The sequence below is a fragment of the Pseudomonas sp. AC242 genome (assembly GCF_979258655.1).
Genome location: NZ_OZ409873.1, coordinates 2,402,730 through 2,422,488, shown reverse-complemented (window position 1 = coordinate 2,422,488; position 19,759 = coordinate 2,402,730). Strand labels below are relative to the sequence as shown.

The following is a 19,759-nucleotide window of genomic DNA, read 5'->3' as shown; positions in this document are numbered from 1 at the left end:
TTCTTATGAGTCAAGCGTTTCTGCCGTTTTCCCGGCCGAGTATCGGCGATGAAGAAATAGCCGCGGTTGAACAAGTATTGCGTTCGGGCTGGATTACAACCGGTCCTAAAAGCCAGGCACTGGAAGAACAGTTTGCCGACTATGTCGGCTGCAAGCATGCAGTGGCACTTTCCTCGGCAACCGGTGGTATGCACATCACGTTACTGGCCTTGGGCATCGGCGCCGGTGATGAGGTGATTACGCCCTCGCAGACCTGGGTCTCGACCGCCAACATGATCTCGCTGCTAGGTGCCAAACCGGTATTCGTCGACGTTGATCGCGACACCTTGATGACCGACGCCGCGCGCATCGAAGCCGCCATCACCCCACGCACCAAAGCAATCATTCCCGTGCATTACGCCGGCGCCGCGTTCGATCTCGATCCGCTGTACGCGCTGGCCGACAAACACGGCATCGCCGTTATCGAAGACGCCGCCCACGCTGCTGGCACCCGTTACAAGGGTCGCCACGTCGGCTCGCAGGGCACGGCGATTTTCTCCTTCCATGCGATCAAGAACATGACCTGTGCCGAAGGCGCGATGTTCGTCACCGACGACGAAGCCTTGGCCAGCCGCGTGCGCATGCTCAAATTCCACGGTCTGGGCGTTGATGCCTACGATCGCCTGACCGGTGGCCGCAAGCCGCAGGCCCAGGTGATGGAGCCGGGGTTCAAATACAACCTCGCCGACATCAACGCCGCGATTGCGCTGGTGCAGCTTGAGCGTCTGGATGCAATCAACGCCCGCCGCACGGAACTGGCCGCCGCCTACCGGCAAAAACTCGAAGGCCTGCCGGTGCAACCGCTGGCCCTGCCCGCTTACGCACAAACCCACGCCTGGCACCTGTTCATCCTGCGCATCGACAGCGAGCGCTGCGGCATGGACCGCGAAGCCTTCATGAAAGGCTTGCAGGACCAGGGCATCGGCACCGGTATCCATTTCATCGCCACTCACCTGCACACCTGGTATCGCCAGCGTGCCCCCGACCTGTATCTGCCCAACACCGAATGGAACTCGGCGCGGCTGTGCTCGATTCCGTTGTTCCCCGACATGAGCGATCAAGACCTTGATCGCGTGGTCGGCGCCATCGCCTCCCTAATGGACAAACGCCCGTGAAACCTTATCCGATCCGCTGTGTGTCGATCGTCATACCGGTCTACAACGAACAGGACAGCCTGCCGCAACTGCTGCGCCGCACCGAGGCGGCCTGCCGGATGCTGCGTCACGACTATGAAATCGTCCTCGTCGACGACGGCAGCCGTGACGAGTCCGCGAATATGCTGGAAGAAGCCGTGACCCGTGAAGACAGCCCGTTCGTGGCGGTCATCCTCAACCGTAACTACGGCCAGCACGCGGCAATCATGGCCGGTTTCGAGCAGTGCAAAGGCGATGTCGTCATCACCCTCGACGCCGACCTGCAGAACCCGCCGGAAGAAATCCCCCGGCTGGTTGCTGAAGCGGAAAAGGGTTACGACGTCGTCGGCACAGTGCGCGGCAACCGTCAGGATTCGGCCCTGCGCCGCTATCCGTCGAAGCTGATCAACCTTGCCGTGCAGCGCGCCACCGGCGTTGCCATGAGCGACTATGGCTGCATGCTCCGCGCTTACCGCCGGACGATCATCGACGCGATGCTCGCCTGCCGTGAACGCAGCACGTTCATCCCGATTCTGGCCAACAGCTTCGCCCGCCACACCACGGAAATCGTCGTCGCCCACGCCGAGCGTGAACACGGCGATTCGAAGTACAGCCCGATGCGTTTGATCAACCTGATGTTCGACCTGATCACCTGCATGACCACCACACCTTTGCGCCTGCTGAGCATCGTCGGTTTCACCATGGCCGGGCTTGGATTGCTGTTTGCCTTCGCGTTGATCGTCATGCGCCTGGCGTTCGGTGCAGGCTGGGCCGGTGACGGCATGTTCGTACTGTTCGCCGTGCTGTTTGTGTTTACCGGTGGCCAGTTCATCGGCATGGGCCTGCTCGGTGAATACCTCGGGCGCATGTACAGCGACGTGCGCGCCCGCCCGCGTTTCTTCGTTGAAAAAGTCTTGCGCGGCCAACCCGCCATGCCGCCGCGCGCCATCACCGTCGACGGTCTCTCCTCCTCCAATGATCAGGTTCTCTCATGAGCGCAAAAACTGTTGTCTTCGCTTATCACGATATCGGCTGCGCCGGCATTCAAGCCCTGCTCGACAGCGGCTACGACATTGCGGCGGTGTTCACTCACGCCGATGATCCAAAAGAGAACGCCTTCTACGGGTCGGTTGCGCAACTGTGCGCCAACAAAGGCATCCCGGTGCACGCCCCGGAAGACGTTAACCACCCGCTGTGGATCGAGCGGATTGCCAAGCTCAATCCGGACTACGTGTTCTCGTTCTACTACCGCCACCTGCTGAGCGAATCGTTGCTGGCCACCGCGAAAAAAGGCGCGTTCAACCTGCACGGCTCGTTGCTGCCAAGCTACCGTGGCCGCGCCCCAGCCAATTGGGTGCTGGTCAACGGTGAGACTGAAACCGGCGTGACCCTGCACCGCATGGTCAAACGTGCCGATGCCGGCGCCATCGTTGCCCAGCAGCGCGTGGCCATCGAGCGCAGCGACACCGCTTTGAATCTGCACGGCAAGTTGCGCATCGCCGCCACCGATCTGCTGCGCGACACCTTGCCAGCAATGCTGCAAGGCAAGACCAGCGAAACCCCACAGGACGAATCTAAAGCCAGCGTTTACGGTCGTCGTAGCGCAGCGGACGGCAAACTGCTCTGGGCGAAACCTGCCGAGCAACTGTTCAATCTGGTGCGCGCCGTGACCCAGCCGTATCCGGGCGCTTTCTGCGCGGTCGGCGAGCACAAACTCATCGTCTGGAGCGCCGTAGTCGTTAAAGGCAACGACGGTCAGGCGCCGGGCCGGGTGATCAGCGTTGATCCGCTGCGCATTGCTTGTGGTGAAGATTCGCTGGTGATCCTCTCCGGCCAACGCAACGACAACGGCCTGTTCCTCAGCGGCCCGCAACTGGCCAGTGAACTGGGGCTGGTCGACGGCTCACTGCTGCGCGGTGCCGAGTCTGGCCGTGGGCCACGCCGCACGCGGGTGTTGATCCTCGGCGTCAACGGCTTTATCGGCAATCACTTGTCCGAACGCCTGCTGCGCGATGACCGTTACGAAGTCTATGGCCTGGACATCGGCTCCGACGCCATCGACCGCCTGCGCAGCCATCCGCACTTCCACTACGTCGAAGGCGACATCAGCATTCACTCCGAGTGGATCGAGTACCACATCAAGAAGTGCGACGTGGTCCTGCCGCTGGTGGCCATCGCCACGCCGATCGAATACACCCGCAACCCGCTGCGCGTGTTCGAACTCGACTTCGAAGAAAACCTGAAACTGGTGCGCTACTGCGTCAAGTACAACAAGCGCGTGATCTTCCCGTCGACCTCGGAAGTCTATGGCATGTGCCAGGACAAGCATTTCGACGAAGACACTTCCAACCTGGTGGTCGGCCCGATCAACAAGCAGCGCTGGATCTACTCGGTATCCAAGCAATTGCTGGATCGGGTGATCTGGGCCTACGGCGCCAAGGGTCTGAATTTCACCCTGTTCCGCCCGTTCAACTGGATGGGGCCGCGCCTTGATCGCCTGGATTCGGCGCGCATTGGCAGCTCCCGCGCCATCACTCAGTTGATCCTCAATCTGGTCGAAGGCACGCCAATTCGCCTGTTCGACGGCGGCGAGCAGAAACGCTGCTTCACCGATATTGCTGACGGCGTCGAGGCACTGGCGCGGATCATCGATAACGACAACGATGTCTGCAACGGCCAGATCATTAACATCGGTAACCCGGACAACGAAGCCAGTATTCGTCAGTTGGGCGAAGAGCTGCTACGCCAGTTCGAAGCGCATCCGCTGCGCGACAACTTCCCGCCGTTCGCCGGTTTCCGCGATGTCGAGAGCAAGGCGTTCTACGGCGCCGGTTATCAGGATGTCGAGCATCGCAAGCCAAGCATCGCCAACGCCAAACGTCTGCTCGACTGGACGCCGACCGTGGAAATGCGCGAGACCATCGGCAATACGCTGGATTTCTTCTTGCGTGAAGCCATGCTCGAACAAGCGGACAAGCGTTGATGCAGGCCGGTCTACGCATCGACGTCGACACCTTTCGCGGCACCCGTGAAGGTGTGCCGCGCTTGCTGGAAATGCTCGACGAGGCGCAGATCAAGGCGACGTTTTTCTTCAGTGTCGGCCCCGACAACATGGGCCGGCATCTGTGGCGCCTGATCCGCCCGCAGTTCCTCTGGAAAATGCTCCGCTCCAATGCCGCCGGCCTGTACGGCTGGGACATTTTGCTGGCTGGCACCGCGTGGCCGGGCAAACCGATTGGCCGTGACCTCGGGCACCTGATGCGTCAGGCGCGCGATGCCGGTCATGAAGTCGGTCTGCATGCCTGGGATCACCACGGCTGGCAGGCCAACGCCGGGCGCTGGAGCAATGCGCAACTGATCGAGCAGATCCGTCAGGGCGTCGACACCTTGAGCGACATTCTCGGTGAAAAAGTCGACTGCTCGGCGGCCGCTGGTTGGCGTGCCGACGAGCGCGTGATCGAGGCCAAGCAAGCCTTCGGCTTTCGCTACAACAGCGATTGCCGTGGGCAACGCCTGTTTCGCCCGTTGCTCGCCGACGGTACGCCGGGTACTCCACAGATTCCCGTGGACCTGCCGACCTTCGACGAAATCGTTGGCCCCATCGTCGCAGCGCGCGACTTCAACAGTTTCATTCTCGATCACTTCCGCCCGCAACAGCTCAACGTCTACACCATTCATGCCGAAGTGGAAGGGATTCTGATGGCTGAGGATTTTCGTCAATTGCTGGCCGCTGCACGTCAGCGCAACATCGAGTTCAAAGCGCTGGGCGATTTGTTGCCCGAGTTCTTCAACACCTTGCCTGTGGGCCGTGTGCAACGCGGCGCCCTCGACGGCCGTGAAGGCTGGCTGGGAGTGCAAGGCGCATGACTAAACGCTGGACGCTGCCACTGTTGTTGCTGGTCATTTGCTTGCTGGCCTATCTGCTGCCGCTGAGCACGCATGGTTTGTGGATTCCCGACGAAACCCGTTACGCGCAGATCAGTCAGGACATGCTGCTGAGCGGCAACTGGGTGTCGCCGCACTTCATGAGCCTGCGCTATTTCGAGAAGCCGATTGCCGGTTACTGGATGATCGCGCTGGGGCAGGAATTGTTTGGGCAGAACCTGTTCGGCGTGCGCTTTGTGTCGGCGCTGAGCACCGGCCTGAGCGTGCTGCTGTGCTATCTGCTCGCCCGACGTTTATGGAACGAACCGCGCAAAAGCTTCGTCTGCGCCCTGCTCTACATGAGTTTCACCATCGTCGCCGGGCAGGCCGGTTACGCCAACCTCGATCCGCAATTCACCTTTTGGGTCAACCTGAGTCTGCTGGCGCTGTGGTTTGCCCTCGACAGCCACACCAGCGGCAAGCGCATGGCGGCCTGGGCACTATTGGGCCTGGCCTGCGGCATGGGTTTCATGACCAAGGGATTCCTCGCCTGGCTACTGCCGGTGTTGATCGCCCTGCCATGGATGCTCTGGCAAAAACGCTGGCGTGAACTGCTGATGTTTGGCCCGGTGGCGATTGCCGTGGCGATCCTCATCAGCCTGCCGTGGGTGCTCTCGGTGCATGCGCAGGAACCGGACTACTGGCGGTTCTTCTTCTGGCACGAGCACATCCGCCGCTTTGCCGGAGACGACGCGCAACACGATGCGCCGTGGTGGTTCTACCTGCCGCTGCTGGTGGCGTTCAGTTTGCCGTGGGCGGGATTGCTACCGACGGCGTTCAAGCAAGCCTGGCAAAGCCGCGCTCAGCCCAAAATCGTGTTCCTGCTGCTCTGGCTGCTGATGCCGCTGCTGTTTTTCAGCCTGAGCAACGGCAAATTGCCGACCTACATCCTGCCTTGCCTGCTGCCGATGGCATTGTTGCTGGGCAATGCGCTGGCCGATCGTTTGCGTCTGGAGCAAGGTCGGGCGCTGAGCATCAACGGTGTGCTGAATCTGTTGTTGGGCATCGTCACGTTGATCGCGCTGGTCTACCTGCAACTGACCAAACCGGTCTACGACCACGAACTGCACAGCATGGTGCTGGTGTTTATCGCGCTGATCGGCTGGATCATCGCCAACCTGCTGCAAGCGTTCCTGCCGTTGCAATGCTGGGCGGCTCCGGCGCTGGGCAGCCTGTTGCTGATCGCGGTGTTGCCGGCGGCGCTGCCGAAGTCGGTGGTCGCCAACAAGATGCCCGATCAGTTCATCAAGCATCACGTCACCGAACTGGCGCAAACCACGCACCTGCTGAGCAACGATCTCGGCGCTGCGTCTGCGCTGGCCTGGCGCCTGAAAACCCCGCAAGTGGCGTTGTACAACACGATAGGCGAATTGAAATATGGCCTTGCCTATCCTGACGGCATTCAGCAGCGGGTCGATCCCGAACACGTACAACAGTGGATGCGTGAGGCGCGCCGCAGCGGTTCAGTCGGCGTGGTGATGCGCGTCAAGGGGCAGGACGAACTGGACGAAATCGATAGATTGCCTAAGGACGGCGTCCGTTATGAGCAGGGCAACCTGGTGATCATGATCCTGCCCAGGGAGGCGTCATGAGCCTGTTGCTGCTGTTGGCTGCGTGCCTGCTGACCTGCCTTGGCCAGATCGCGCAGAAATACGCCGTGGAGAGCTGGCGTGGCGTCGAGACGGGCTGGGCCGACAAACTGCGTTCGCCGTGGTTGTGGCTGGCCCTGCTCGCCCTGGGTTCAGGTCTGCTGGTCTGGCTGCTGGTATTGCAGCGGCTGGAAGTCGGCATCGCCTACCCGATGCTCAGCCTCAACTTTGTCCTGATCACTCTGATTGCCCGTTTCGTCTTCCGTGAACCCATCGACCGCCGGCATTGGTTTGGCGTGGCGTTGGTGATCGGCGGCGTGGTTTTGCTGGGGCAACAGTCATGAACCCGCGCCGTGGCATCACCTTCGCGTTGGGCAGCGTGTTTCTCGTCAGCGCTGCGCAATTGGGCATGCGCTGGAGCATGACCCGTCTGCCCGCACCGGAACAATGGCTGCACATCGACAGCCTCGATTGGCGCGCGCTGGCCGTGGTCATCGCGGCGATTTTTGCCTACGCCCTGTCGATGCTCTGCTGGCTCGCCGCCCTGCGCGATCTGCCGCTGGGCCGCGCTTACTCGCTGCTGAGCATCAGCTATGCGCTGGTGTATCTGCTGGCGGCCAGTCTGCCGCTGTTCAACGAATCCTTCAGTTTCACCAAATCACTGGGCGTGGCGCTGGTCATGCTCGGGGTCATCACCATCAACACTCGTCCGGCTCGTGCGCCCGAATTCAGGAGTGCTCCATGAAAATCACAGTATTTGGCAGCGGTTACGTCGGTCTGGTGCAAGCGGCTGTGTTGGCCGAAGTCGGCCATGATGTCGTGTGCATGGACGTCGACCAGAAGAAGGTCGACCTGTTGCGCCAGGGTCACGTGAGCATTTTCGAACCGGGACTGGCCAGCCTGGTGCGCGAAGGTCTGGATTCGAAACGCCTGCAATTCACCACCGATGAAAAGCTCGCCGTGCAGCACGCGCGGGTCGCGTTTATCGCAGTGGGCACGCCGTCGCGTGAGGACGGCTCGGCGGATCTGCGTTACGTGCTGTCGGTCGGCGATGCCATTGCCCGCCATCGTGAGCAGCCGCTGATCATCGTCGAGAAATCCACGGTGCCGGTGGGCACCGGCGATACGCTGCGCACGCACATCGAAAAAGCCTTGATCAAGGTTGGCCGCCTGCTGCAGTTCGATATCGTCTCCAACCCGGAATTTCTCAAGGAAGGCTCGGCGGTTGCCGACTGCCGACGCCCGGACCGTATCGTTATCGGTTGCGAAGGCGATGACGTGCGCGACGTGATGCGTGATCTGTACTCGCCGTTCAACCGCAACCACGACCGCATCATGTTCATGGACCTGCGCAGCGCCGAGCTGACCAAGTACGCCGCCAACTGCATGCTGGCGACCAAGATCAGCTTCATCAACCAGATCGCCGAACTGGCCGAGCACTTGGGCGCCGACATCGAATCGGTGCGCCAGGGCATCGGTGCCGACACGCGCATCGGTTACCACTTTATCTACCCGGGCTGCGGCTATGGCGGTTCGTGCTTTCCCAAAGACATGCGCGCGCTGATCCACAGTGCCGAAGAAGCGCATTGCTCCAGCGACTTGCTGCAAGCGGTCGAGGCGATCAATCAGCGCCAGAAACACAAACTGTTCGAGCGTATCAACGCGTTCTACCGCGGCGATCTGCGTGGCAAGACCTTTGCCCTGTGGGGGCTGGCATTCAAACCCAACACCGATGACATGCGCGACGCGCCGAGCCGGGTCCTGCTGGAAGAACTGTGGGGCGCCGGTGCCAGCGTGCGCGCCTTCGACCCGGAAGCCATGCAGGAAACCCAGAACCTCTACCCGGACGAGTCGAAGCTGATGCTGATGGGCACGCCCGAATCGGTGTTGCCCGGCGCCGACGCACTGATCATCTGCACCGAATGGCAGCAGTTCAAGGCGCCTGACTTCGACCTGATCAAGCAACGCCTCAACACCCCGGTGATTTTCGACGGCCGCAACCTGTACGACGCCGAGCGCCTGGCGCGCAATGGCTTCCAGTACTTCCCGATGGGCCGTGGCGAATCGCGTAAGTTGCCGATCCCGCTGCAACAGTGGCCGCACGCGTCCGACGTCGCTTGATTACGCTGTCGCCTGAGATTCGCCGGCAGTCGCTGATCGCAGGGCTGCTGGCGTTTTTATTGTTCATCGCCGGGGTCTTCGGGCAGGCCCCGATTGGTTTCGATTCGCGGTTTGTGTTGTTCGCGCAGGAAATGCTGCGCCATGGGCCGACGGTGTTTCCGACGACTTATGGTCAGCCGTACGCGGATTATTCAGCAGTTTCGACGCTGTTCATCTGGCTGCTGTCGTTGCCGTTCGGCGCGGTGAATGCGTTGACCGCGTGGGCGCCGAGTGCGATCGCCGGCGCACTGATCGTGACACTGATGTATCGACTGCTGGCGCCGTACTCGCGGCGCTGGGCGTTGATCAGTATTGCGTGGCTGATGCTCACCAGTGGCTTTGTCACCGAAGTGCGCGCGGTGTCGCAGGATTTGATGCTCGCGGCGGTGGCGTTCGCGGTGTTCTATCTGGGGTATGCCCATGATCATTTTGGCGGCAGGCGTCACTGGCCGCTGATCTTCGTTTTGCTGTTGCTCGGTTTCGGCATTCGCGGGCCGATTGGTCTGGTGGTGCCGACCGGCATGCTCTGCAGTTATTACCTGTTCAACCGGCAATGGTCGCGACTCTTGGTGTTCGGTGTGTTGGCTTCGCTGTTGCTGGCCGCGTGTGTCGGGTTGTTGTTATGGCTAGCGCAGGTCAGCGGTGGGCCGGTGTTTTTGCAGGACGTGATCCGCATGCAGTTCATGGGGCGCATGGACGGCAGCGAAGGCGTCAGCGGTTCGCTGTATTACTTCACTAGCTCCTTTGGTAACTATGCCCTCGCCTACCCGTTGGCATTGCTGGTGTTGGCGGCGGCCTGGCTGAGCAAACCGCAGCAGCGTGGCCAGGCGTTACGCCTGGTGCAGTATTGCGCAGCGGCGGGACTGATTGTGATGGTCGGCCTGTCGATTCCCCAGGCGAAGAAGGCGCGGTATTTGCTGCCGATGTTGCCCATGGCCGCGATCATTGCGGCGTATCCGTTTCAGGTCGCGCATGGTTGGGTATTTCGTTGGTTGCGCGGGTTGATGCTGGGTGTGTGGCTGGTCACGCCGGGCTTGTTGATGGTGGTGTTGCTGATCGCCCGACAGCGGTTTCCCGAGCAATTGGGTGAGGTTTCGATTGTTTTGATCGCGTTGGGCGTGCTGCAGCTGTTGGCGTTGTCGCGATTGTTGGTCCCGCGTTGGCGAGCCGAAGTGCTGGCGTTGTGTGCCGTGTTGGCGCTGTGGACGGTGTACGCGGCGGTGTTCGAGCCGGTGGAACGGCGTCTGTACGACACGCAAACGTTCAGCCGCGAGGTCTTCGCTCAGATCCAGCATAACCCCGCACCGCTGGTGCTGCACGGCATGGGCAAGGACGCGAAGGCGATCAAGTTCATGGTCAATCTCCCGCAGGATATGCAACCGCAGTTCAGTGACAGCATCCAGCAACTGGAAGTCATCGAGGGTCCGGCGTGGCTGATGATGGATCGCAGCGATTTCCAGGCCCTGCACGGCACGCCCTTCGGCGCAGTGCAGCCGACGTTGAGCGGTCAATTCGACAAAAACGAATATGTTCTGCTTTACCTGAAACCCTTGTAGGTATTGCCGAAGGCTGCGATCTTGATCGTTCCCACGCTCTGCGTGGGAATGCAGCCGGGGACGCTCTGCGTCCCAAATCAAGATCGCCGCCACGGAACTGGTCACAATGACGTCTCTTGTACGCCGCGCTCGTCCCTGCGACGCGGACGCCCTCCCCGCCATCGAACGCTCGGCCGCCGAGTTGTTTCGTCTTGATCCGCCACTGGCTTGGCTGGCCGACACCGAAGTGGCCGACGCCGCGTTTCATCTGCAAGCCATCCAGCAGGCCCGGGTGTGGGTCGCCGAAGACACTGAGGGGCAACTTTCCGGGTTCTTGCGCGCGGTGCCCGTCGATAACCAACTGCATGTAGAGGAACTGTCCGTCAGCCAACACTTTCAGGGTCAGGGTATTGGCCGCAAGTTGCTCTCGGCGGTCATCGCGCAGGCCGGTGAGCAACAACTTTGTGCGGTCACGCTGACCACCTTCCGCGACGTGCCGTGGAATGCGCCGTTCTATCAACGAATGGGTTTCACGCTATTGAAGGCGGATGAAACAGCCGCGCATTTAATCGACGCCTTGCACCAGGACAGCGTCCACGGCTTGCCCGCTGAACGGCGCTGCGCCATGCGCCTGATTTTGCGCTGAATTCAGGCTGGCGACTTCAGATCGACACCCAGTGCCTGGGCAAACGCCTTGACCAGCGGACTGCGTACGGTGTTGTGGCGCAGGATCAAATGGAACGGCGTGCTGATGTTGATGCGCTCCGGCAGTACCGCACGCAACTGCCTCGCCGCGACCATTGTGGCGGCGTAATGCTGAGGTAAAAAACCGACGAAACGCCCGGTCTTGATCAGCAACGCCACCGCTTCGACCTGGGTCGCTGACGCAGAAAAACTGTCATAGCGCGCGTAGTTGAGCTTGTCGCGATGTATCGCGTAGCGGTGGTTGATGCACTCGAATTCCTGCAAGACATTGCTGCCCATTTGCGCTTCCGGCATGTCGAACAACGGATGCCCGACCGCGCAGTAGACTTCCGAGCGCTCCTCGTACAGCGGGTAATAATCGAACTCTTCACGGCGTTGATAAACCGGCACTATTCCAGCCACTAAACGCCCCTCTACCACGCCTCTTTCCACTTCATCCAGTTGCGATGCTTGAAGTTGAAACCTGACCTTCGGCGATTGTTCATTAAGTTGTTTAAGCGCAGCAACTAATGGTGAGTTCTCATCGGTAATTGTATTGTCGATAACGCCCACGCCGAGGTCGCCAATAAGTTCATTCTGCGCAGAACTAAGTCGATCACGAAAGTTGTCCGCCGATGTAAACAAGTCAATCGACGCCTGATACACCAGACGCCCTTCTTCGGTCAGGTGAAAACCCTCTCGACCCCGCGTACAGAGGCGCATGCCGATGCGAATTTCCAGATCGGAAATTTGTTTGCTGATAGCGGCAAGGCCCACGTTCAGCTCGTTTTGCGCGGCGCTGAAGCCTCCGGCCTCGACCACTGCCTTGAACACCTTGAGCAGTTTGAAGTCCAGTCCGCTGAGCGCCAACGGTGCGCGTTGAGCCGTTTTCGGCGGCGGGTTTCCGGAATTGGAAAGTGGGGTTTCCATAATGCTGATTTACCTCTGGCGCAATGTTCAACAATCTGTGTCCAACAACAAAAACATCGCCGACCAATAATAATGAACACAGAAAACATGGCTTGGCAACCGGCAAAAAATCCCGAACATCAGTGCCAACTCACTGATCTCGAAACATTAAAAGCTGACACTTCGATCAGTTCTCGCTCCCTAGCAACTGCCCTCTTGAACACTGCTTTGGCCAGACTCCGTCTGCTGACTTTCCAGCAACGATCACGGCCATGCACAGCGATTTCAGTTCGCGTTACCGACGAGGAAAACAACACATGTCTCAAGCCACCGACCGCCTCTGGGGTGCCCGTTTCAAAAGCGGCCCTTCAGCCGCCCTGGCCGCGCTGTCCCGGTGCCCCGAGCGCCATTTCCGCCTGACGCCGTACGATCTGGCCGGTTCCAAGGCGCATGCCGGCGAACTGCAGCGGGCCGGTCTGCTCAGCGAGCAGGAAACCCGCACCATGCTGGAAGCCCTGGACGGCATCGGTGCCGACTTCCGCGCCGGACGTATTGCGCCAACGCTGGATGACGAAGACGTTCACACCTTTATCGAACGCCTGCTGACCGAACGCCTCGGCGCCCTCGGTGGCAAGCTGCGCGCCGGCCGTTCGCGCAACGACCAGACCGCCAACGACCTGCGCCTGTTTCTGCGCGATCACGTACGCACCCTCGCCGTCGAAGTCCTCGCCTTGCAGCAAGCGCTGGTGACTCAGGCCGAGCAACACGTCGAAAGCATCTGCCCGGGTTTCACTCACTTGCAGCAGGCGCAACCGATCGTATTCGCTCACCACTTGCTGGCCCACGCGCAATCGATGCTGCGGGACGTGCAGCGTCTGGTGGACTGGGACGCGCGCACCTCGTTGTCGCCACTCGGCGCAGCGGCCATGGCCGGTTCGGCGATTGCCCGCCAGCCGCAGCAATCGGCCAAGGAAATGGGCTACGCCGGGGTCTGCGAAAACTCCATCGACGCCGTCGCCAGTCGCGATCACGTCGCCGAGTTCCTGTTTATCGCCAGCATGCTCGGGATCAACATCTCGCGCCTCGCCGAAGAGTTTTGCCTGTGGTCGTCGCGCCAGTTCCGCTGGGTCGATCTGGACGATGCCTATGCCACTGGCAGCTCGATCATGCCGCAGAAGAAAAACCCCGATATCGCCGAACTGGCACGGGGCAAGGCCGGACGTTTGATCGGCAATCTCACCGGTCTGCTGTCGACGCTTAAATCCCTGCCGCTGTCGTACAACCGCGACCTCAGTGAAGACAAGCACGGCGTGCTCGACAGCGTCGACACTCTGCTACTGGTGCTGCCGGCCATGGCTGGGATGGTCGCGACCATGACCGTCAACGTCGAAGAACTGCGCCGTCAGGCGCCACTCGGTTTCACCCTCGCCACCGAGGTTGCCGACTGGCTGGCGGTGCGCGGCGTGCCGTTCAAGGAAGCCCACGAAATCACCGGGGCGCTGGTGCAGGCCTGTGAAAAACACGGCATCGAATTGTGGGAGGCCTCGCCGGCGCTGCTGGCCGAGATCGATCCACGCCTGACCGCCGATGTGCGCGACAGCCTGACGCTGGAAGCCGCCATTGCGGCCCGTAATGGTTGGGGTGGTACTGCGCCGCAACAGGTGCGCGAACAGATCGTCCGCTTGAAAACCACCCTCGCCGCGCAACAGCAGTGGACCGAAAACTACCAGGGCTTCCGCCTCTGAAGCCGCCAACGCAAAACCCTGTGGGAGCGAGCCTGCTCGCGAAAGCGATGGGTCAGCCAACTGCGATGTTGAAGGTGCTGCCGCCTTCGCGAGCAGGCTCGCTCCTACAGTGGAATGTGTTGGATTTGAAAGTACAGTTGGGAGAAACACCATGAGCCAGACCCAGGCAGAACGACTCCAGGCGGAGCGCAAACTGGCGGAAAACCAGTTCGATATCACCCAGTACCAGCACGTGCCTCGGCGTTATTACGGGCGGATTTTCTTCGCTACCGTGATTGTCATCGCGATTATCGGCCTGGTGCGCGCCTTCGCCGAAGGCAAGATCGAATGGTCGTACATCGGCCAGTTCCTCACCTCCGAAGCGATCATGTGGGGCCTGTTCAACACCATCATCATGGCCGTGCTGGCGATGGCGCTGGGCATCGTGTTTGGGGTGATCACGGCGATCATGCGCATGTCGGCCAACCCGATCCTGCGCTACGTGGCCGTGACCTACACCTGGTTGTTTCGCGGTACGCCGCTGATTCTGCAACTGCTGTTGTGGTTCAACCTGGCGTTGATCTTCCCCACCATCGGCATTCCGGGCGTGTTCGAACTCGACACCGTCAGCCTGATGACGCCGTTCGTGGCCGCGCTGCTCGGTTTGAGCATCAATCAGGGCGCCTACACCGCTGAAGTGGTGCGCGCCGGCCTGCTGTCGGTGGACACCGGCCAGTACGAAGCCGCCAAGTCGATCGGCATGCCGCGCCTGCAGGCGCTGCGCCGGATCATCCTGCCGCAGGCCATGCGCATCATCATTCCGCCGGTCGGCAACGAGTTTATCGGCATGGTCAAAATGACCTCGCTGGCCAGCGTGATCCAGTACTCGGAACTGCTCTACAACGCGCAAAACATCTACTACGCCAACGCCCGCGTGATGGAGCTGCTGATCGTCGCCGGTATCTGGTACCTGGCCACCGTCACCGTGCTGTCCTTCGGTCAAAGCCGTCTGGAGCGTCGTTTCGCTCGCGGCGCCGGCAAGCGTTCTTGAGGAGTCGAACATGAGAAGCATCGTCAAGGCCGTCAGCCTGAACAAGTATTACGACCAGTACCACGCGCTCAAGGACATCAACATCGAGGTCGAGCAAGGCGAAGTGCTGTGCATCATCGGCCCGTCCGGCTCGGGCAAGAGCACCCTGCTGCGCTGCGTCAATCAGCTGGAAAAGATCGACAAGGGTGGCCTCTGGGTTGACGGCGAACTGGTCGGCTACCGCGTGGTCGGCAACAAACTGCACGAACTCAACGAGTCGCAGATCGCCCGGCAACGCCTGGCCACCGGCATGGTGTTCCAGCGTTTCAACCTGTTCCCGCACATGACTGTGCTGCAAAACATCATCGAAGGCCCGTGCCAGGTGCTCAAGCGTTCGCCGAAAGAGGCGCACGAAGAGGCCCTGGAACTGCTGGCCCGCGTCGGTCTCGCCGACAAACGCGACAGCTATCCGATCGAGCTGTCCGGCGGGCAACAACAACGCGTAGCGATTGCCCGGGCGTTGGCCATGCGCCCGAAGCTGATGCTGTTCGATGAACCCACTTCGGCACTCGACCCGGAACTGGTCGGTGAGGTGCTGTCGGTAATGCGCGATCTCGCGCAGACCGGCATGACCATGATCGTCGTCACCCATGAACTGGGCTTCGCCCGCGAGGTTTCCAATCGCATGGTGTTCATGGACGGCGGGCAGATCGTGGAGGCTGGAAGCCCCGAAGAAATACTAATAAGTCCGCAAAACCCGCGCACCCAAAGCTTCATTTCTGCCGTTCGAACCTAAGCACCGATTGGTGCCACAACACTCATAAGAGAACGACCATGAAGAATTTCGTTATCCCAGCAGTACTCGCTTCAGTCATGTCTTGCGGTTTCGCCGTGGCCGCCGAGCTGCCGGCCAGCATCAAGGAAAAAGGCGAGATCGTTGTCGCGATCATGCCCAACTATCCACCGATGGATTTCAAGGACCCGGCCACCAACACCCTCACCGGTCTGGACTACGACCTGGGCAACGCCCTCGCCGAACGCTTGGGCGTGAAAATCAAATGGCAGGAAACCGGCTTCGAGCAAATGATCAACGCGCTGACCACCGACCGCGTCGACATGGTGCTGTCGGGCATGACCGACACCGCCGAGCGTCAGGCCAGCGTGACCTTCGTCGACTACTTCACCAGCGGCCCGCAGTTCTACACCTTGCAGAAGAACACCGCGACCAACGAGATCATTGATCTGTGCGGCAAGAAAGTCGGCACCAGCCGCCGCACCACGTTCCCGGCGGAAATCGCTGCGTGGAGCAAGGCCAACTGTGAAGCCGCGGGCAAACCGGCGATCAACGTGATCGGCACCGAAGGCTCGGCCGACGCTCGTGCGCAACTGCGCCAGAGTCGCATCGACGCGGCGATGCAAGGCAGCGAGACGTTGTCGTACCTGAAGACTCAGGAAAAGGACATGTACAAGACCGTCGGCCAGCCGATCTCCGTGCAGTTCACCGGTCTTGGCGTGAGCAAGAAAAAGCCTGAGCTGAGTGAGGCGGTGAAGGTTGCCCTGCAGAGCATGGTCGATGACGGCAGCTATGGCGCGATCCTGAAGAAATGGGACCTGGAGCTGGGCGCGATCAAGGAAGTGACGGTCAACGCCGGCAAGTAACCTTCGAGATCGATCCCCCCTCACCCCAACCCTCTCCCCCCAAGGGGGGCGAGGGGGAAAGGGAGCTGATCTTCAAGTGTTCCAAACCTGAGTCCGACGACACAGCGCCTGAGTTCGGCGCGATCTTTCAGGTCGATGCAAGGCGGGAGAACACCTCGGTCGGCTCCCTCTCCCTCCGGGAGAGGGCTGGGGTGAGGGTTTCAATTGATGCAACACCGGAGAGCCACAACCATGTCTTCGTGCCACCCCACCTGGCCCGACCCGCACAAAGCCTGCCTTGCCCTGGCCTTCGACCTCGATGGCCCGACCGGCGACGCCATGCTCAACGGCTCGATCTGGCACAAACCCGAGTACTTCGGTTTCGGCGGCTACGGCCCTTATCGCGCCCTGCCTCGCCTGCTCGATCTGCTCGACGCGTTCAAGTTGCCAACCACGTTTTTCGTCCCGGCATGGGTCGTGGAAAACTGGCCGAAGCAATGTCAGGCCATCGTCGAACGCGGCCATGAAGTCGCTTATCACGGCTACAAACACGAATCTTTCTACGCCCTGACGCTGGAGCAACAGCAAACCGTCATGGCCAAGTCCAGGGACGTGTTCTGGCAACACCTGCACATCCGCGCCGAGGGTTTCCGCACCCCGTCCGGCGACTGGCGCGCGGAAACCCCGGCGATGCTCGCCGACAACGGCGTCATCTATTCGAGCAGCATGCGCGGCGACGATCGCCCGTATCTGGTCAACGTTCCGGGGCACAGCACCCCGCTGGTGGAGATCCCCGGCCGTTGGGAAATGGACGATTACGCCTCCCTCGCCTACACCCGCGCGCCGAACTTTCCGTCCGGCCTCGATCGCACCGCCAGTTATGCGTTGACCCTCGACAACTGGCAGCGCGAATACGACGGCGCGATGGATGAAGGCCTGTGCCTGACCACCCTGTTCCACCCGAAAATCACCGGCAAACCGGGGCGCATTTTGTTGCTGGAAAAACTCTTCGAACACATGCGCCAGCGCGATGACGTGTGGTTCGCCACCTGCCGCGATGTCGCCCGTTGGTGGCTGAAGGAGCATCACCATGGTTGATTCCAGGATCTGGCCCGCTGGCAAGCGCTGCGCAGTTGTGCTGACCGTCGATTACAACGACATCCACGGCATTCTCACCCAGGCGCCGGAAGTGGCAGGTCGCGACAAGACCCTGTCGGTCTGGCGATATGGCAGCCAGCGTGGCGTCACGCGTTTGCTCGACCTATTCGCGGAACTGGGCGTGCGCAGCAGCTGGTTCGTGCCCGGTATCGTCGCCGAAGAAAATCCGCAGCACATCGCCGCGATTCGCGCCGGCGGGCATGAGATCGCTTGCGCCGGCTACCACCATCAGGATTACGACGGGCTCGATCTGGCGGCGCAAAGTGCCGACGTCGGCAAGGGATGTGCGGCACTTGAAGCCCTGACCGGTCAACGCCCGAGCGGGTTTCGCCTCCCTGCCGGCAACGGCGCGCCGGGTTTTATGGCCGCGTTGAAAGACCATGGCATCGTCTGGTCCTCTTCGTGGCGCGGCGATGATCTGCCATTCGCCCATCCCACTGCGCCTGAGGTGATCGAACTACCGTTGCACTATGAACTGGAAGACGAACCGTACTTCGCCTTCAATCTCAGCCCCGCCGTGCCACCGGCGCAATCGCGGATCGCCTCTTACAGTCACACCTTGGGCAACCTGCAAATGGACTTCGCCGGATTTCATCGCTTCGGCCTGTGTTATGTGCTGCGCCTGCACCCGGAAATCATCGCCACACCCGGACGCATCAGCGTGCTGCGCGAATTGCTGCAAGGCATTCAACAACATGACGATGTGTGGATCGCCAGCGGTGCCGAGGTTGCGCAATGGTGGGCAGAAACCGCAGCGCCGGTCGGCGCGGATCACCCGGCAGCGGTTTATGAGCAGCACTATCGGGACTATCTGTCATGACCGAACGCATTTGGCTGATCTGGCGCCTTCGCGAGCAGGCTCGCTCCCACACGGGTTCTTCACTGTTCAGACATTCCCTGTGGGAGCGAGCCTGCTCGCGAAGGGCACCACGCGGTCTGTAGTCGAACACAAAAACAACTGAAACAAGGACATTCGATTCCCCGTGGCCACTTACTCGCTCGTCATCCGCCGTCTGATGATTGTCTCGCTGACCATTGTTGTCAGCCGCGCCATCACCAGCCCGCTGCTGACGCTGTTTCTGAGCACCAAACTCGGTCTCAACCAGCAGGACGTCGGGCTGCTGCTGGGCATTGCGGTGTTTATCGCCACCCTGCTTGCGCTGTATGGCGGCTACATCATCGATCGCCTGGAAAAACGCCGGCTGCTGATTGTCGCCATGCTCTCCAGTGCCATCGGCTTCGTCCTGCTGACGTTCGCCCAGGATCTGTACCTGACCACCGCGACCCTGGTGATCACCGAAACCGCGTCGGCACTGTTCCTCATCGGCTCCAAGGCGATCCTCAGCGAAAACCTGCCGATGAGCCAACGGGCCAAGGCGTTTTCCTTGCGTTACACGCTGACCAACATCGGCTACGCCACCGGGCCGATGCTTGGCGTAGTGATCGCCGGGCATTACCCGATTGCGCCGTTTCTGATTGCCGCGGCGATCGCCTTCGGCAGCATTTTCCTGATGATCGGCATCCCCAAAGACGCCAGCCCGATTGCCGTGGTCAGTCAGCCGCCAAGCTTTCTGAAAACCCTCGTCACCCTGAAAAACGATCGCACCCTGATCATGTTCACCTGCGGTTGCCTGCTCAGCACGGTGGTGCACGGGCGCTTCACCCTATATCTGTCGCAATACCTGCTGGTGGTCAGCGACTCCAAGCGCGCCTTGCAAGTCATGGCCGCCCTGCTCGCCTGTAACGCGATCACGGTGATCCTGCTGCAATACCAGATCGGCCGCTTCCTCAGCCGCGAGAAACTGCGCTACTGGATCGCCGCCGGCACCGGCCTGTTCATTCTCGGTCTTATCGGCTTCAGCCTGGCTGACAGCTTGCTGAGCTGGTGCATCGCCATGTTCATCTTCACCTTGGGCGAAATGATCATTTACCCGTCGGAGTTCCTCTTCGTCGACACCCTCGCGCCCGAAGAACTGCGCGGCAGCTACTACGGCGCGCAGAATCTGGCGGCGTTGGGCGGTGCACTGAGCCCGGTGATCTGCGGCTTCCTGCTGATGCACACACCGGCACCGACGATGTTCTACGCCTTGAGCGCACTCACCGCGATGGGCGGCACCCTGTGCTTTCTTAGCGGACGTCGCGCGGATTCAATTCAAAACTAATGCACTAAATCTTCATTAATATGAATTTGTCAGCATCGAGTTTGAACGGCACACTGTGCACGTTCCTCCCCCAA

Annotated in this window: 18 protein-coding genes; 17 read left to right on the top strand and 1 reads right to left on the bottom strand. The window is 60.8% G+C overall.

All coding sequences use genetic code 11. The annotated features are described in order from the left end of the window. The first annotated feature begins 5 nt into the window (after nucleotides 1–5). The 10 genes from arnB to ACZZ0A_RS10915 all read left to right on the top strand — a co-directional run bounded on the left by arnB (nucleotide 6) and on the right by ACZZ0A_RS10915 (nucleotide 11,026). Nucleotides 6–1,154 carry a UDP-4-amino-4-deoxy-L-arabinose aminotransferase gene (gene arnB / locus ACZZ0A_RS10960; protein ID WP_463543035.1) on the top strand — a complete coding sequence of 383 codons (1,149 nt, stop codon included), beginning with the start codon at nucleotides 6–8 and terminating at the stop codon, nucleotides 1,152–1,154. Continuing rightward, nucleotides 1,151–2,167 carry an undecaprenyl-phosphate 4-deoxy-4-formamido-L-arabinose transferase gene (gene arnC, locus ACZZ0A_RS10955; protein ID WP_463543034.1) on the top strand — a complete coding sequence of 339 codons (1,017 nt, stop codon included), beginning with the start codon at nucleotides 1,151–1,153 and terminating at the stop codon, nucleotides 2,165–2,167. The genes arnB and arnC overlap by 4 nt, the downstream gene beginning before the upstream one ends. Further along, nucleotides 2,164–4,155 carry a bifunctional UDP-4-amino-4-deoxy-L-arabinose formyltransferase/UDP-glucuronic acid oxidase ArnA gene (arnA, locus tag ACZZ0A_RS10950; protein ID WP_463543033.1) on the top strand — a complete coding sequence of 664 codons (1,992 nt, stop codon included), beginning with the start codon at nucleotides 2,164–2,166 and terminating at the stop codon, nucleotides 4,153–4,155. Before arnC ends, arnA begins: the two co-directional genes overlap by 4 nt. Then, nucleotides 4,155–5,039 carry a 4-deoxy-4-formamido-L-arabinose-phosphoundecaprenol deformylase gene (gene arnD, locus ACZZ0A_RS10945; RefSeq protein ID WP_463543032.1) on the top strand — a complete coding sequence of 295 codons (885 nt, stop codon included), beginning with the start codon at nucleotides 4,155–4,157 and terminating at the stop codon, nucleotides 5,037–5,039. The genes arnA and arnD overlap by 1 nt, the downstream gene beginning before the upstream one ends. Next, nucleotides 5,036–6,688, top strand: coding sequence for a lipid IV(A) 4-amino-4-deoxy-L-arabinosyltransferase (gene arnT, locus ACZZ0A_RS10940; RefSeq protein WP_463543031.1), 1,653 nt, complete (start codon nucleotides 5,036–5,038; stop codon nucleotides 6,686–6,688). Before arnD ends, arnT begins: the two co-directional genes overlap by 4 nt. Further along, the gene (arnE, locus tag ACZZ0A_RS10935; protein WP_463543030.1) at nucleotides 6,685–7,029 is read left to right on the top strand and encodes a 4-amino-4-deoxy-L-arabinose-phosphoundecaprenol flippase subunit ArnE; all 345 of its coding nucleotides are present in this window, start codon (nucleotides 6,685–6,687) and stop codon (nucleotides 7,027–7,029) included. Before arnT ends, arnE begins: the two co-directional genes overlap by 4 nt. Next, nucleotides 7,026–7,430: a 4-amino-4-deoxy-L-arabinose-phosphoundecaprenol flippase subunit ArnF gene (gene arnF / locus ACZZ0A_RS10930; protein WP_038361305.1), complete on the top strand. Its 405-nt coding sequence runs from the start codon at nucleotides 7,026–7,028 to the stop codon at nucleotides 7,428–7,430. The genes arnE and arnF overlap by 4 nt, the downstream gene beginning before the upstream one ends. Then, a complete protein-coding gene (locus ACZZ0A_RS10925; protein ID WP_463543029.1) occupies nucleotides 7,427–8,806 on the top strand; it encodes a UDP-glucose dehydrogenase family protein in 1,380 nt (459 codons plus the stop codon). Before arnF ends, ACZZ0A_RS10925 begins: the two co-directional genes overlap by 4 nt. After that, the gene (locus tag ACZZ0A_RS10920) at nucleotides 8,803–10,401 is read left to right on the top strand and encodes an ArnT family glycosyltransferase (protein ID WP_463543028.1); all 1,599 of its coding nucleotides are present in this window, start codon (nucleotides 8,803–8,805) and stop codon (nucleotides 10,399–10,401) included. The genes ACZZ0A_RS10925 and ACZZ0A_RS10920 overlap by 4 nt, the downstream gene beginning before the upstream one ends. A 106-nt stretch (nucleotides 10,402–10,507) precedes the next feature. Further along, on the top strand, nucleotides 10,508–11,026 hold the full coding sequence (locus ACZZ0A_RS10915; protein WP_463543027.1) for a GNAT family N-acetyltransferase: 519 nt from the start codon (nucleotides 10,508–10,510) through the stop codon (nucleotides 11,024–11,026). 2 nt (nucleotides 11,027–11,028) lie between these two features. Here the strand turns inward: ACZZ0A_RS10915 and ACZZ0A_RS10910 are convergent, their stop codons facing one another. Next, the gene (locus tag ACZZ0A_RS10910; RefSeq protein ID WP_463543026.1) at nucleotides 11,029–11,994 is read right to left on the bottom strand and encodes a LysR family transcriptional regulator; all 966 of its coding nucleotides are present in this window, start codon (nucleotides 11,992–11,994) and stop codon (nucleotides 11,029–11,031) included. Between the two features lie 296 nt (nucleotides 11,995–12,290). On the opposite strand from ACZZ0A_RS10910, the gene argH reads away from it, so the two are divergent. The 7 genes from argH to ACZZ0A_RS10875 all read left to right on the top strand — a co-directional run bounded on the left by argH (nucleotide 12,291) and on the right by ACZZ0A_RS10875 (nucleotide 19,685). Next, complete coding sequence (argH, locus tag ACZZ0A_RS10905; RefSeq protein WP_463543025.1) at nucleotides 12,291–13,718, top strand: argininosuccinate lyase; 1,428 nt, start codon at nucleotides 12,291–12,293, stop codon at nucleotides 13,716–13,718. Nucleotides 13,719–13,869: 151 nt separating this feature from the next. Next, nucleotides 13,870–14,748 carry an amino acid ABC transporter permease gene (locus ACZZ0A_RS10900; RefSeq protein WP_123449966.1) on the top strand — a complete coding sequence of 293 codons (879 nt, stop codon included), beginning with the start codon at nucleotides 13,870–13,872 and terminating at the stop codon, nucleotides 14,746–14,748. Nucleotides 14,749–14,758: 10 nt separating this feature from the next. Then, a complete protein-coding gene (locus ACZZ0A_RS10895) occupies nucleotides 14,759–15,523 on the top strand; it encodes an amino acid ABC transporter ATP-binding protein (protein WP_064587499.1) in 765 nt (254 codons plus the stop codon). Nucleotides 15,524–15,561: 38 nt separating this feature from the next. Beyond that, on the top strand, nucleotides 15,562–16,386 hold the full coding sequence (locus ACZZ0A_RS10890; RefSeq protein WP_463543024.1) for an ABC transporter substrate-binding protein: 825 nt from the start codon (nucleotides 15,562–15,564) through the stop codon (nucleotides 16,384–16,386). Nucleotides 16,387–16,617: 231 nt separating this feature from the next. Next, nucleotides 16,618–17,463 carry a polysaccharide deacetylase family protein gene (locus ACZZ0A_RS10885; protein WP_463543023.1) on the top strand — a complete coding sequence of 282 codons (846 nt, stop codon included), beginning with the start codon at nucleotides 16,618–16,620 and terminating at the stop codon, nucleotides 17,461–17,463. After that, nucleotides 17,456–18,343, top strand: coding sequence for a polysaccharide deacetylase family protein (locus ACZZ0A_RS10880; protein WP_463543022.1), 888 nt, complete (start codon nucleotides 17,456–17,458; stop codon nucleotides 18,341–18,343). The genes ACZZ0A_RS10885 and ACZZ0A_RS10880 overlap by 8 nt, the downstream gene beginning before the upstream one ends. Before the next feature lie 163 nt (nucleotides 18,344–18,506). Further along, nucleotides 18,507–19,685 carry an MFS transporter gene (locus tag ACZZ0A_RS10875; protein WP_401041955.1) on the top strand — a complete coding sequence of 393 codons (1,179 nt, stop codon included), beginning with the start codon at nucleotides 18,507–18,509 and terminating at the stop codon, nucleotides 19,683–19,685. The last annotated feature ends 74 nt before the right edge of the window (nucleotides 19,686–19,759 follow it).